The following is a 12588-nucleotide window of genomic DNA, read 5'->3' as shown; positions in this document are numbered from 1 at the left end:
CCGCTGCGGCGCGCAGCCGGGCGGATGCGCCTCCCGTGACCGCCCAGACCGAGAGGATTGCCCCGCGTGACCAGCCGAACATCGCGTGCCGCCCCCCCTCCCGCCGCGCCGCCGCCGCGGCCGGCGCTCGCCTTCCGTCTGCTTCTCCTCGTCCTTCCAGCGGGCGGCCTCGCCCCGGTCCCGCCGGCCCTGGCGCAGGAGCGGCTGGCCGTGGCGCCCAGCCTGGTCGAGGACCGCAAGGCGGTGTTCGCCACGGTCGAGAGCGTCCGCGAGGCCGAGGCGCGCGCCCGCATCGGCGGCACGCTGCGCGAGGTGCGGGTGCGCGAGGGCGACGCGGTGCGCGCCGGGGAGCTCCTCGCCGAGGTCGAGGACCCGAAGCTCCCGCTGCAGCTCGCGGCGATCGACGCGCGCCTCGAGGCGCTCGCCGCCCAGCGCCGCCAGGCGCTGCTCGAGCTCGAGCGCACGCGCCAGCTCCGCGCCACCGGCGCCGCCACCCAGGCCCGGCTGGACGAGGCGCAGACCGCGCTCGACGTGGTCGAGGCCCAGGCCGCCGCCACCCGCGCCGAGCGTGCCGTGCTCGAGGAGCAGCGGCGCGAGGGCCAGGTGCTCGCCCCGCAGGCCGGCCGCGTGCTGCGCGTGCGCGGCGTCGCCGGCGCCGTGATCCTGCCCGGCGAGAGCGTCGCCACCATCGCCACCGACCGCTACGTGCTGCGCCTGCGCCTGCCCGAACGCCACGCCCGCTTCCTCCGCCCGGGCGACCCGGTGGAGGTCGGCGCGCGCGGTCTCGCCGAGCGGCCGGAGGCGGCGCTCGGCCGCGGCACGATCCGCCTCGTCTATCCCGAATTGCAGGACGGGCAGGTGGTGGCGGACGCCGAGGTCGAGGGCCTCGGCGACTTCTTCGTCGGCGAGCGGGTGCGCGTGACCATCGCCGCCGACCGCCGGAGCGCCATCGTGGTGCCGGAGGCGTTCGTGATCCGCGGCGCCGGGGTGGATCTCGCGCGGCTCGCCTCCGGCGCGCTGGTGCCGGTGCAGCGCGGCCCGGCGCGCCCGCTCCCGGACGGCACGCCGGGGGTCGAGATCCTCTCCGGCCTCGCCGCCGGCGACGTGCTGGTGCGGCCGTGACGGCGCCGCGGCTCGGCCTCTCCGGCGCGCTGGCGCGCGCCTTCATCGGCTCGCCGCTGACGCCGCTGCTGCTGCTCGCGGCGCTCGGCCTCGGCCTGCTCGCCCTCCTCGGCCTGCCGCGGGAGGAGGAGCCGCAGATCAGCGTCCCCATGGTGGACATCCACGTGCGCGCCGACGGCCTCTCCGCCCCCGACGCGGTGGAGCTGGTGACGCGGCCGCTCGAGGCGATCGTCCTCGGCATCCCCGGCGTCGAGCACGTCTACAGCAACACCGCCGACGACCGCGCGGTGGTGACGGCGCGCTTCCTGGTCGGCACCTCCGCCGACGAGGCGATCCTGCGCGTGCACGAGAAGGTGCGCGCCAACATGGACCGCATCCCGCTCGGCATCCCGGAGCCGCTGATCGTCGGGCGCGGCATCAACGACGTCGCGGTGGCGGTGGTGACGCTCCGGCCGGAGGATCCCGCCGACGCGCGCTGGACCGACACCGCGCTGCACGAGCTCGCCGACCGGCTGCTGTCGGAGCTGGTGAAGATCCCCGATGTAGGCCTGACCTACATCGTCGGCGGCCGCCCGCCGCAGCTCCGCATCGAGCCGGACCCGGAGCGCCTCGCGCTCTACGGCATCACGCTGAACCAGCTCGTGGACAAGATCGCCGGAGCCAACCGCTCTTTCCAGCTCGGCGCGCTGCGCGCGGGGGGCGAAACCGTGCCCGCCCACGCCGGGCAGACGCTGCGCGGCATCCCCGATGCCGGGCTGCTGCTGCTCGCCGCGCGCGACGGCCGCCCGGTCTACCTCTCCGACGTCGCCCGGGTGGAGCCGGAGGCGCGGCCGGTGGAGGCGCGCTCCTGGCGCCTGACGCGCGGCGCCGACGGCGCCTGGGTGCGCGCGCCGGCGGTCTCGGTCGCCATCGCCAAGCGCGCCGGCGCCAACGCGGTGGTGGTGACGCACGCGGTGCGCGACCTGGTCGCGCGCCTGCAGGGCAACCTGATCCCCGCCGGCATCGCCGCCGACATCACCCGCGACTACGGCGAGACGGCGCAGGAGAAGTCGGACGAGCTGCTGTTCCATCTCGGCCTCGCCACGGTCTCGATCGTCGGCCTGATCTGGCTCGCCATCGGCTGGCGCGAGGCGGCGGTGGTCGCGGTGGTGATCCCGGTGACCATCCTGCTCACCCTGTTCGGCGCCTGGCTGCTCGGCTACACGCTGAACCGCGTCTCGCTGTTCGCGCTGATCTTCGCCATCGGCATCCTGGTGGACGACGCCATCGTCGTGGTCGAGAACATCGACCGCCACTGGCGGATGCAGGACGGGCGCGGCCGCATCGCGGCGGCGGTGGACGCGGTGGCGGAGGTCGGCAACCCGACCATCGTCGCCACGCTCACCGTGATCGCGGCGCTGCTGCCGATGATGTTCGTCTCCGGCCTGATGGGCCCCTACATGGCGCCGATCCCGGCGGTGGCCTCGGCGGCGATGCTGTTCTCCTACTTCGCGGCGATGGTGCTGACGCCCTGGCTGATGGTGAAGCTGCGCGGCCTCGGCCGCGCCGCGGCGCCGGAGGGGGGCGGCCACCACGCGGGCCGGCTCGGCGCCCTCTATCTCCGCCTCGCGCGGCCGCTGATCGAGCGCCGCTGGCGCGCTGTCGCCTTCCTGCTGCTGACGGGGACGGCGACGGCGGGCTCGCTCGCGCTGTTCGTGACGCGCGACGTCACGGTGAAGCTTCTGCCCTTCGACAACAAGTCGGAGCTCTCGGTGGTGCTCGACATGCCGGCCAATGCCAGCCTGGAGGACACCGAGCGCGCCCTGTTCGCCGCCGCCGAGCGGCTGCGCGCCCTGCCCGAGCTGGTCGCGGTCACGGTCAACGCCGGCACCGCCGCGCCCTTCAACTTCAACGGCCTGGTGCGGCACTACTTCCTGCGCCAGGAGCCGCGCCGCGGCGACCTCGAGCTCGCCCTCGCCCCGCGCGCCGCGCGCGCGCGCACCAGCCACGCGATCGCGCTCGAGGCGCGCGCGCTGCTCGCCGACCTGCCGCTGCCCGAGGGGGCGCGCCTCAAGGTGGTGGAGGTGCCGCCCGGCCCGCCGGTGCTCGCCACCCTGCTCGCCGAGATCTACGGGCCCGACGCGGAGGCGCGCCGCGCCGCGGCGGCGGTGGTGCGCGACGCCTTCCGCTCCGTCCCCTTCATCGTGGATGTGGACGACACGATCGGCGATCCGGGGCGGCGGCTGCGCTTCCGCCTGCTCTCCGACCAGCTCGAGTTCCACGGCGTCGAGGAGGCGGCGGTCTACGACACGCTGCGCGCGCTGGTGGGCGGCGTGCCGGTCGGCTACTCGCACCGCGGCCCCGGGCGCAACCCGGTCGAGATCGTGGTGCGCCTGCCGAAGTCCGAGCTGCGCCTCTCCGAGCGGCTGCTGGCGACCCCGGTGCCGGGACGGCGCGGTGCGGTCGAGCTCGGCGACCTGGTGGAGGTGGCGGAGGAGCGCGCCTCGCCCCCCGTGTTCCGCCGCAACGGCCGCGCCGCCGAGATGGTGATGGCCGAGCTCGCCGGCGCCTACGAGGCGCCGATCTACGGTATGCTCGCGGTGCGCGACGCGCTGGCCGCGCGCGCCGCCGCCGGCGTGCCGGTGCCGGAGATCCGCCTCGCCGGCCAGCCGCAGGCGGAGCGCGGCCTCGCCCTGCTGTGGGAGGGGGAGTGGGAGGTGACGCGCATCACCTTCCGCGACATGGGCGCCGCCTTCGCCGTCGCGCTGCTCGGCATCTACGCGCTGGTGGTGGCGCAGTTCGGCAGCTTCCTCGCCCCGCTCGTGGTGCTGGTGCCGGTGCCGCTGACGCTGATCGGCGTCGTGCTCGGCCACGCGCTGACCGGCGCCGCCTTCACCGCGCCCTCCATGATCGGCTTCATCGCGCTGGCCGGCATCATCGTGCGCAACTCGATCCTGCTGGTAGACTTCGTGCGCCACGCCGACCGCAGGAGCCGCAGCATGCGCGAGGTGGCGCTGGAGGCCGGGGCGGTGCGGTTCAAGCCGATCGCGCTGACCGCGGCGGCGGCGATGATCGGGGCCGCCTTCATCTTCGCCGACCCGATCTTCCAGGGCCTCGCCGTGTCGCTGCTGTTCGGCCTGCTGTCCTCGACGGCGCTGACCGTGCTGGTGATCCCGGCGCTCTACCGCGTGCTGCGGGACCCGACCTGAGGAGCGTCGCGGCATGAGGGGATGGACCCGACGGCGCCGATCCCCGGCGCCGTCACGAGGCGCGCGGCGCCGGCGGCCGGAGGATGCGCGCCCCTCCCCTCCCCCGCCTCGCTCCCGGCTGCCGGCGATCACGGCCAGGCGCGGCGCCCGGCGTGCGCCGCCCCGCGGAGGGGCGCGCAACGCAGAACGACAAACCGGGAAGCGGACGGCGTGCGGCCAGGCCCTTGGCGGGCCTGGCGTCCCCTACGGGATTCGAACCCGTGTTGCCGCCGTGAGAGGGCGGTGTCCTAGGCCTCTAGACGAAGGGGACCCGTGACGCGGCGGGCTTCCTACCCCGTCCGCCCGAACGGATCAAGCGCCCCGCGGTCCCGGCGCGGGTCACTCGGCCGCCCCGCGCAGCGCCGGTCGGATCTCGCCCGCCACCCGCCCGCGGCGCGGATCGAACAGCACCACCAGGCCTTGTCCGTCCGGCCGCTCCACCCAGATCGCCAGATGGTCCCCGGCCGCCGCCAGCCCCGCGATCCGCGTCCCGGCCGGCTGGCCGAGCCCCGCCGTCGTCACCGCCGCGCCGCCGCCCCCCAGTCGCTGGACGATCACGGCCACCAGCGTCACGGTGCCGGCGAGGATCAGCACGCCCATCACCGCGACCAGCCACTTGAGCGCCCGCACCGACACCACCCCGCCGCCCTCCGCCGAGACCATCGCCGTCACCGCCCCGGCGGCTGCCGCCGGCGAGCGGGCCGACCGCTTCCTCGCCGGCGCGATAGGCTCGCTCTCCCGCTCGCGCGTCAAGGCGCTGATCGAGGCCGGCCATGCCCGCCGCGACGGCGCGCCGCTCACCGATCCGGCCCAGCCGGTGCGCGCCGGCGCCCGCTACGAGCTGCGCCTGCCGCCGCCCGCGCCGGCGACGCCGGTGGCACAGCCCATACCGCTTGCCGTCCTGTACGAGGACGCGGACCTGATCGTGCTCGACAAGCCGGCCGGCCTCGTCGTCCATCCCGCGCCGGGCAATCCGGACGGGACCCTGGTGAACGCCCTGCTCGCCCACGCCGGGGCGGAGCTGCCCGGCATCGGCGGCGAGCAGCGGCCCGGCATCGTGCACCGGCTCGACAAGGACACCTCCGGCGTCATGGTCGTCGCCAAGACGGAGCGCGCGCACCGTGCGCTCGCGCACGCCTTCGCCGAACGCCGGGAGGAGCTGGAGCGCACCTACCTCGCCCTGGCCTGGGGCCTGCCCGCCCCGCCCGCCGGCGCGATCGAGGCCCCGATCGGCCGCCATCCCGCCGACCGCAAGCGCATGGCCGTGGTGCCGGCAGGCCGCGGCAAGCCCGCCCTCACCCGCTACGCCACCGAGCGCGCCTTCGGCACCGCCTGCGCCTTGCTGCGCTGCCGCCTGGCGACCGGCAGGACCCATCAGATCCGCGTGCACCTCGCGCACATGGGACACCCGGTGGTCGGCGATCCGGTGTATGGGCGGCGCATTCCCGCTGCTGCGCGCGCCCTGCCGCCGCCGCTGCGGGCCGCGCTCCTCGGCTTCCCGCGCCAGGCGCTGCACGCGGCGACGCTCGGCTTCCGCCACCCCGTGACCGGCGCGGCGCTGCGCTTCGAATCGCCGCTCCCGGCTGACATGGCCGGGCTGCTCGCCCGGCTGGGCGGATGGGCGCCGGCGGGTAACGAAGAGTAACCGACTTGGGCGCTAGGTTTTTCTTGCCAAACGGGGCGAAGCTACGTATAAATCCGCTCTGTCGGATGGTGCCGGGTGCCAAGAGAATCCGTGCCGCAATCGCCCCGTCGTGACCGGGGCGACGCCGCACGGGCGGGCCCGGGAGACGTTCGACACACCCGATCGCATGCCGGCCAGGGGCCCCGCCGTCACGGGGCGGTCCCGCCGGCCAGGAGGCAGATGAACATCATGGCTTCCAGCTCGGTCATCCCTGTGGCGCCGGAGGGGAACCTCACGCGGTATCTGCAGGAGATCCGCAAGTTCCCCATGCTGACGCCGGAAGAGGAATACGCCCTCGCCAAGCGTTGGAAGGAGCACGGGGACGTCGAGGCGGCGCACAAGCTGGTCACGTCGCATCTCAGGCTCGTCGCCAAGATCGCCATGGGCTATCGCGGCTACGGCCTGCCGCTCGGCGAACTGATTTCCGAGGGCAACGTCGGCATGATGCAGGCGGTGAAGCGGTTCGACCCGGACCGCGGCTTCCGCCTCGCCACCTACGCCATGTGGTGGATCCGCGCCGCGATCCAGGAGTACATCCTGCACTCCTGGTCGCTGGTGAAGATGGGCACCACCGCGGCGCAGAAGAAGCTCTTCTTCAACTTGCGCCGCCTCAAGGGCCAGATGTCCGCCCTCGAGGAGGGCGACCTGAAGCCCGAGCAGGTGGCGAAGATCGCCAAGATGCTGCAGGTGCCGGAGCAGGACGTGGTCTCGATGAACCGGCGCCTCGCCTCGCCGGACCACTCGCTGAACGCCCCGGTGCGCACCGACGGCGAGGGCGAGTGGCAGGACTGGCTGGTGGACGAGAGCGAGAGCCAGGAGACGGAGATCGCGGAGCGGGAGGACATGTCCAACCGTCGCCGCCTGCTCAACGAGGCGCTCAAGACCCTCAACGACCGCGAGCGCCACATCCTGATCGAGCGGCGGCTGAAGGACGAGCCGACCACGCTCGAGGAGCTCTCGCAGCAGTACGGCATCAGCCGGGAGCGGGTGCGCCAGATCGAGGTGCGCGCCTTCGAGAAGCTGCAGAAGAGCATGAAGCAGCAGATCGCGGAGCGGCGGCTGGAGGCGCGCTGACCGCCCGCCCGCCGCCGTCCTTGCCCCCGCATACGGCGCGGCGCCGCCCCCCGGCGCCGCGGGCGTCTCCCGGGCCGTGCGGCGCCGCCCCGCTCAGGCCGCCTGCACCTCGGCGAGGAACCGTTCCACCTGCGCCCGCAGCGCCTCGGCCTCGCGCGCCAGCGCCTGGGACGAGGAGCGGAGCTGCGCCGCCGCCGCGCCGGCCTGCTGTGCCTCTCCCGTCATCCCCGCCGCGTGCTGCGAGACGTCCCGGGTCCCGGTCGCGGCCTCGGTCACGCTCCGCGTGATCTCGCGTGTCGCGCTGGCCTGCTCCTCCGCCGCCGCGGCGACCTGGGCGGTGATCCGTTCCATCATCTCGATGGTCTGGCCGATGCCGCGGATCGCCTCCACCGCCCGGCTCGTCTCCGCCTGCATCGCGGCGATCTGGCCGCCGATCTGATCCGTCGCCTTCGCCGTCTGCGCGGCGAGCTGCTTCACCTCCGAGGCCACCACCGCGAAGCCCTTGCCGGCCTCGCCGGCGCGCGCCGCCTCGATGGTGGCGTTGAGCGCGAGCAGGTTGGTCTGGCCGGCGATGTCGCCGATCAGGCGCACCACCTCGCCGATCCGCTGCGCCGCCTCGGAGAGGCTGGCAACGGCGGCGTCGGTGGCGCGCGCGTCCTCCGCCGCGCGCCGCGCGACCTGGGCGCTCTCCGTCACCTGGCGCGCCACCTCGGCGATGCTCGCCGCGAGCTGCTCGGCCGAGGCGGCGACGGTCTGCACGTTGGTCGAGGCCTGTTCGGAAGCCGCGGCGACGGAGGTCGCGCGCTCCAGCCCCTGCTGCGCGGTGCGCGCCATCGCGTCGGCGGTGGAGTCGAGCTCCGCCGCGGCGTCCTTCACCTTGCGCAGGCTCTCGCCCGCCTCGGCCTCGAACCGCGCGACATTGGCGGCCATGCGCTCGGCCCGCGCCGCCTTGGCGGCGGCCTCGGCGGCGGCGCGCGCATCCGCCTCGCGCTTCTCGACCAGCGCCTCCTTGAAGCGCTGCAGGGCGCCCGCGATGGCCCCGATCTCGGTCCGCTCCGGCAGCGCCGGCACCGTCGCCGACAGGTCGCCGGCGGCAAGCTGGCGCATCGGCGCGAGGACCGAGGCGATGTCGCGGTCCACGCCGCGGATGATCGCGAAGGCGAGCGCCGCACCGATCGCGGCGGCCGCGGCGAGCAGGCCGAGGATCAGGGCGCGGCCCGCGCCGGCGGTGGCGTCGGCGCGGCGGCTGGCGGCGTCGGCGTTCTCGCCGTTGAAGCGCACGAGGCGCTGCAGCGCCTCCCGGGCGGCGGCGAAGGACGGCTGCACCCCCTCCTCGAACACCCGCCACGCCCGCTCCGCCTCCCCGGCCCGCCGGGACAGATCGAGCAGTTGCGCCACGTGCTGCTCGTAGGCGGCCCGGTGCCGGTCGAACTCCGCGAGGCCGGCGCGCTCCTGCGGGGAGGTCGCGAGCGGCTCGTAGGCCCGCCGTCCCTCGGCGAGGGTGTGGGCGGTCTCGGCGATGCGCCGCTCGATCTCCTGCCTGGCACGGGCGTCGCGCGCGGACAGGTGGAGAAGGAGCTGGGCCCGCTGGTTGGCGAGGGCGTTGTCCATCGCGCCGAGCGCCCGCAGGCTCGGCACCCAGTTGCCGGCCAGTTCCGCGGCGTCCGCGCGCAGGCTCTGGACGCGGTCGAGGGCCAGCGCGCCGAGGCCGAGGGTGAAAAGGAGCAGGGCCGCGAAGGCCGCGATCAGCTTGGTGCGGATCGAAAGCGTCTGCAGCACAGGGGGGGGTCCTCTCGTGATGGCGCCGCCCGGTCGTTCCGGCCGGCGGCCCGCACTGACCCCTCTGCCATGGCACGGGTCACCAGGGCGTGAACGCGCCGGCACCGGTCCGCCGCACCGCCGGGCGCCATCCCCCTGCGCGCGCGGCCGGCCGCGGAGGCGGCGCGGAGACCGCCGGGGGCCGCGCCCCACCCCGCTACGCGCGCACCAGCCCGCGCATCGGCGCCACCGCCTCGCTCCCCGGGAAGGCCTGGGCGAGGGCGCGCTCCGGCAGGCGGAGGTGGTCGCGCAGCAGCCCCTTGGCGATCGCGCGCAGGTCGGTCGTCGGCGCCAGGTCGCGGCCCTGGAAGAGCTGCGACTCGGCGAGCCCGGGCCAGGTCGTCCGCACCGCGCCGCCCGCGACCGCGCCGCCGAGCACGAAGGCCACGCCGGCCGTGCCGTGGTCGGTGCCGAGCGTGCCGTTCGCCCGGACCGTGCGGCCGAACTCGGTGATCACCAGCACCGCCGTCCGCCGCCAGTGCTCGCCGAGGGCCTCGCGCAGCGCGGCGATGCCGTCGTCGAGCGCGCCGAGCGGCTGCAGCAGCCGCGCCGCCTGCGCCGCGTGGGTGTCCCAGCCGCCGAGCTCGAGCGCGGCGACGCGCGGCCCGCCGGCCGCGGCGAGCAGCCGTCCCGCCGCCGCCGCGAGCGCGGCGAAGGCGCCCGGCCCGCGCGGGCCCGCCCCACCGGCGCCGCCGCCCGTCGCCGCCTCGGTCCCGGCAAGGACGGCCGCGTTGAACCCCCGGTCGCGCAGCCCCTCGGCGACCGCGCGGCCGAGCAGCGGATCGCGCGCGTGCAGCGCGAGCAGGCGGGCGAGCAGGTCCGCTTCCGGCTGCGCCAGGCCTTGCGGCGCGTAGCTGTGCACCGCCGCCGGCCCGCGCAGCAGCAGCGGCACGCCGGTGCCGACCGCGAGCGCGGCCGCCGGCGCCGCGGCCGCCGGCCGCGCCGCCGCCAGCGCGCGGTTCAGCCAGCCGCTGGAGCGCGGCCTCTCGGCGCCGCTCTCCAGCGCGTCCTGCGCCTCGAAGTGGCTGCGGCTGCGGTAGGGCCCGGCGACGGCGTGCACCACCAGCGCCTCGTTCGCGCAGTAGAGCGCATGCAGCGTGCGCAGCCGCGGATGCAGGCCGAACCGCCCGCCGAGATCGAGCGCGCCCCCCTCCTGCCCCGGCTCGGGCAGGGCGAGCGGGCCGCGCAGCGCGGCATGGTGCGGATCGCCGTAGGCCGGCACGGCGGCGAGCCCGTCCAGCGCCCCGCGCAGCAGCACGACGACCAGGCGCCGCTCGCCCGGCGCGTCGGCGAGGGCGAGCCGCGCCCCTCCCAGGGCGACGGCGGCGGAGAGGCCGAGCAGGAAGCCGCGGCGCCCGGCGCGCAGCCGGCGGCGGGTCGGGGGCGGATCGGGGCTCATCGGCGCTGGAACTCCGGGCTGGCGAGCACGAGGGTGAGGGCGTCGCGCGCCGAGCCGGCGCGTCCCGCCTCGCGCAGCGTGTCGGGATGGGCGAGCGGGCCGAGCACCGCCGCGGCGAGCGCGCGCGCGTCCACGCGGCGCGCCGCGCGCCCGGCAAGCGCGTGCGCCCACTCGATGCGCCGCAGGATCCCCTCCGGCGCGGCCCATTCGGCGGCCTGGTCCGCCCAGCCGTTCGGCGCCGGCGCGGCCCAGAGCGGCTGGCCGAGCCGCGGCAGGTCGCGGAAGGCGATCCCCGCCGCGAGGTCGGGCGGCATCCCGAGCGCGCGCAGCACGGCGAGCGTGTAGTCGAGCGGCGCGCGGAGCTTCGTCAGCGGCGGCGACCACGCCTGCGGCAGGCGGATCAGCGCCCGGGCGGCGGCGCCGAGGTCGCCGCGCGTGTCGCGCAGCGTGGCGAAGACGCGGTCCACCGCGGCGGGCGGCGGATCGTCGGCGACGAAGTGGCGGACGAGCTTCGTCGCGAGGTGGCGGTGCGTGGCGGGATGCTCGGCGAGCCAGCGCAGCGCGGCGATCCCGCCCTCCTCGCCCTCCGCGAAGCGCCGGCCCAGCAGCACCTTCTCGCCCGGCTCGTGGGCGGCGGCGCGGAAGACGAAGCCGAGCGGCTCGCGCCTGCCCTCGACGGACCAGCCGGTCAGGATGCGGGCGAGCGCGGTGACGTCGGCCTGGGCGTAGCCGCCGGCGCGGCCGAGCGTGTGCAGCTCGAGGATCTCGCGCGCCAGGTTCTCGTTGAGCCCGCGGCCCAGGCGCAGTCCCGCCCGGCTGTTCGGCCCGACCGAGCCGGCGTTGTCGAGATAGATCAGCATCGCCGGGTGGCGCGCGACGGCGAGCAGCATGTCGGCGAACCGGCCCGTCACGTGCGGATGGATGGCGGTGCGCAGGAAGTCGCCGAGGAAGGCGCCGGCATCGGGATGGCGCCGGCTGACCGTGAAGTGGTTGAGCCAGAAATTGGCCAGCCGGACCGGGAACGCGGCCTCGGTCGCGAGAGCATGCGCGAGCCAGGCCTGGCCCGCCGCGCGGATCAGGCGCGGCCGCTCGAACGCCGGCGGCGGCGCGCCGGCCGGGCCGGGCGGCGGCTCCGGGGCCGCCATCCCCTCCGCCCCTTCGCGCCGCGCGGCGCCGTCGCTCCCCGCCATCCTCGCCTGCGCCTCCCGCGCGGCGCGGGCGGTTTCGCGGTCGGCCCGGATCGCTGCGAAGGCGGCCGGGATGCCGGCGTAGCCCTCGGCCGGGAGGGGCGCGGGTGGCGCGGCGAGCTGGCGCTCCAGCCACGCCGCCGGATCGGCCGGGACGGGATCGTCCGGGCGGCGGCCGAGGCCGAAACGGACCGAGGCGACGACGCTCTGGATCTCCATGCCGCGCAACCGTGGGGCCCGGGGTGCCGGGGGCATGATAATGCGCCCCCTCATTGCCGATTGTAATGAAGCTTATCGGCCGCGCCGATGTTCCCGGACCGCCAGGCGGTTCCTATCTCGCCCCTGACCCGAGACCAGGGAGCCTACCGGACATGGCGAGGATTCTCGTGCTCTACTATTCGATGTACGGCCACACCGAGCGGCTGGCCGAGGCGGTAGCCGAGGGCGCCCGCGAGGCGGGGGCCGAGGTGGTGGTCAAGCGCGTGCCCGAGCTCGTGCCCGAGGAGGTGGCGCGCCAGGCGGGCGCCAAGCTCGACCAGAAGGCGCCGGTCGCGAGCCCGCAGGAGCTCGACCAGTACGACGCGATCATCGTCGGCACGCCGACCCGCTACGGGCGGATGGCGGCGCAGATGGCGAATTTCTGGGACCAGACGGGAAGCCTGTGGGCGCGGGGCGCGCTCGTCGGCAAGGTGGGCAGCGCCTTCGTCTCCACCGCCACGCAGCACGGCGGGCAGGAGACGACCCTGATGGGGATCCACACCATGATGCTCCACCATGGCATGGTCCAGGTCGGCCTGCCCTATGCCGCGGCCGGCCAGTTGCGCATGGACGAGATCACCGGCGGCAGCCCCTACGGCGCTACCACCCTCGCCGGCACGGACGGCAAGCGGATGCCGAGCGAGAACGAGCTCGCGCTGGCGCGCTGGCAGGGGCGGCACGTGGCCGAGATCGCGGCGCGGCTGGCGGGGCGGAGCGCGGAGGCGCGGGCCGCGGCCTGAGGATCGCGGCCCCGGCGCCGGGAGGGGGAGCGGCCGCTCCGCCCCGGCGGCGCGGCGGGGCGGCGCCCGCCCGCCCCCG

At 76.1% G+C, this 12588-nt stretch carries 9 protein-coding genes and 1 tRNA gene; 5 read left to right on the top strand and 5 right to left on the bottom strand.

The annotated features are described in order from the left end of the window. Positions 1-66 precede the first annotated feature (66 nt). Together K1J50_RS08350 and K1J50_RS08345 are read left to right on the top strand one after the other, a co-directional pair. Positions 67-1122, top strand: a complete 1056-nt coding sequence (locus K1J50_RS08350; RefSeq protein WP_369413556.1) for an efflux RND transporter periplasmic adaptor subunit — start codon at positions 67-69, stop codon at positions 1120-1122. Further along, positions 1119-4310 (top strand): efflux RND transporter permease subunit, encoded by a 3192-nt coding sequence (locus tag K1J50_RS08345; RefSeq protein ID WP_220117251.1) that lies wholly within the window; start codon positions 1119-1121, stop codon positions 4308-4310. Before K1J50_RS08350 ends, K1J50_RS08345 begins: the two co-directional genes overlap by 4 nt. A 234-nt stretch (positions 4311-4544) precedes the next feature. Here the strand turns inward: K1J50_RS08345 and K1J50_RS08340 are convergent. Further along, positions 4545-4620: transfer RNA gene (locus K1J50_RS08340), tRNA-Glu, on the bottom strand. 68 nt (positions 4621-4688) lie between these two features. Beyond that, positions 4689-4988, bottom strand: a complete 300-nt coding sequence (locus tag K1J50_RS08335; protein WP_369413555.1) for a DUF6476 family protein — start codon at positions 4986-4988, stop codon at positions 4689-4691. Between K1J50_RS08335 and K1J50_RS08330 the strand changes: the two genes are divergently transcribed. Then, complete coding sequence (locus K1J50_RS08330) at positions 4966-5994, top strand: RluA family pseudouridine synthase (RefSeq protein WP_255575080.1); 1029 nt, start codon at positions 4966-4968, stop codon at positions 5992-5994. The two genes, K1J50_RS08335 and K1J50_RS08330, sit on opposite strands and share 23 nt — an antisense overlap. A 228-nt stretch (positions 5995-6222) precedes the next feature. Beyond that, on the top strand, positions 6223-7107 hold the full coding sequence (gene rpoH, locus K1J50_RS08325; protein WP_220117290.1) for an RNA polymerase sigma factor RpoH: 885 nt from the start codon (positions 6223-6225) through the stop codon (positions 7105-7107). A 93-nt stretch (positions 7108-7200) separates the two neighbouring features. Here rpoH and K1J50_RS08320 read toward each other — a convergent pair whose 3' ends face one another. The 3 genes from K1J50_RS08320 to K1J50_RS08310 all read right to left on the bottom strand — a co-directional run bounded on the left by K1J50_RS08320 (position 7201) and on the right by K1J50_RS08310 (position 11730). After that, positions 7201-8886 (bottom strand): methyl-accepting chemotaxis protein, encoded by a 1686-nt coding sequence (locus K1J50_RS08320; protein WP_220117249.1) that lies wholly within the window; start codon positions 8884-8886, stop codon positions 7201-7203. Between the two features lie 196 nt (positions 8887-9082). Next, positions 9083-10324, bottom strand: a complete 1242-nt coding sequence (locus tag K1J50_RS08315) for a DUF1501 domain-containing protein (protein ID WP_255575079.1) — start codon at positions 10322-10324, stop codon at positions 9083-9085. Next, entirely contained in the window at positions 10321-11730 is a 1410-nt protein-coding gene (locus K1J50_RS08310; protein ID WP_220117248.1) for a DUF1800 domain-containing protein, read from the bottom strand. Before K1J50_RS08310 ends, K1J50_RS08315 begins: the two co-directional genes overlap by 4 nt. 152 nt (positions 11731-11882) lie before the next feature. On the opposite strand from K1J50_RS08310, the gene wrbA reads away from it, so the two are divergent. Next, entirely contained in the window at positions 11883-12509 is a 627-nt protein-coding gene (gene wrbA / locus K1J50_RS08305) for an NAD(P)H:quinone oxidoreductase (protein WP_220117247.1), read from the top strand. Positions 12510-12588: the final 79 nt, after the last annotated feature.

It is taken from the genome of Caldovatus aquaticus, from assembly GCF_019458025.1.
Taxonomy (GTDB): domain Bacteria; phylum Pseudomonadota; class Alphaproteobacteria; order Acetobacterales; family Acetobacteraceae; genus Caldovatus; species Caldovatus aquaticus.
Note: the sequence above shows the minus strand (reverse complement) of the source record. Positions and strands in the feature narration are given on the sequence as shown.